1 protein-coding gene and 1 pseudogene are annotated in these 661 nt (G+C 44.2%); both read right to left on the reverse strand.

The genetic code is table 11. The annotated features are described in order from the left end of the window. A partial coding sequence (locus tag ACWHAR_RS28025) for a hypothetical protein (RefSeq protein WP_452088560.1) occupies window positions 1-86 on the reverse strand: 86 nt, incomplete at its 3' end. A 40-nt stretch (window positions 87-126) separates the two neighbouring features. After that, window positions 127-661 (reverse strand): annotated as a pseudogene (gene mdxE / locus ACWHAR_RS28030) (maltodextrin ABC transporter substrate-binding protein MdxE); the annotation flags it as partial.

The raw sequence follows: 661 nt of genomic DNA on the forward strand, positions 1-661 counted from the left end.
TGATTCGCAATCTGCCCAAGTCCTGGAATGATCGATAAAAGCCCTGCCTTTCGTTTTTGCTTTGCAAGTGTGTGATGTTTATTCATTTTTTCCGCCCTCTATTCTTCCGGACGCTATCCCGCCGTTTTATTTCACATACTTTTCTTTAATATTTTCCTTTATGACGTTTACAGCATCATTCGCTGATGTTTGTGTCGATTTTTTTCCTGAAGCTGCATCAAAAATTAAACTTTCCGCTCCTGTCCATACTTCAGCCATTTCCGGAATATTTGGAGTCGGCGTTGCTGTTTCATATTGTTTAATTACAGCTGACGTCAGTTCATTCTTTTGCTCATCGGCTTTCTTCCTTGCAGCCGTGTTGGCCGGAACTTCGTTTGTATCCTCATAAAAAGCGTAAGCATTGGCATCATTTGCAGCATACTCAAGCCATTTTTCAGCCAGCTCGGGCTCTTTTGTATATTTCGAGGCAACCCAGCCCTTCCCGCCAGCAAAAGGGGCGTATTCTTCTCCATTTGGCAATGTCGGAATGGGAGCCGCTCCGTAGTTCAATTTAGCCTCTTTATAGTTGGCAGCTGACCAAGGACCGCCAATGATCGCAGCCGCTTTGCCTTCTAAAAACATCTGCTGAATAAAGTCGTCTGCGCTTGAATTGTCTTGCATT

Source organism: Bacillus sp. LR--39, assembly GCF_053613335.1.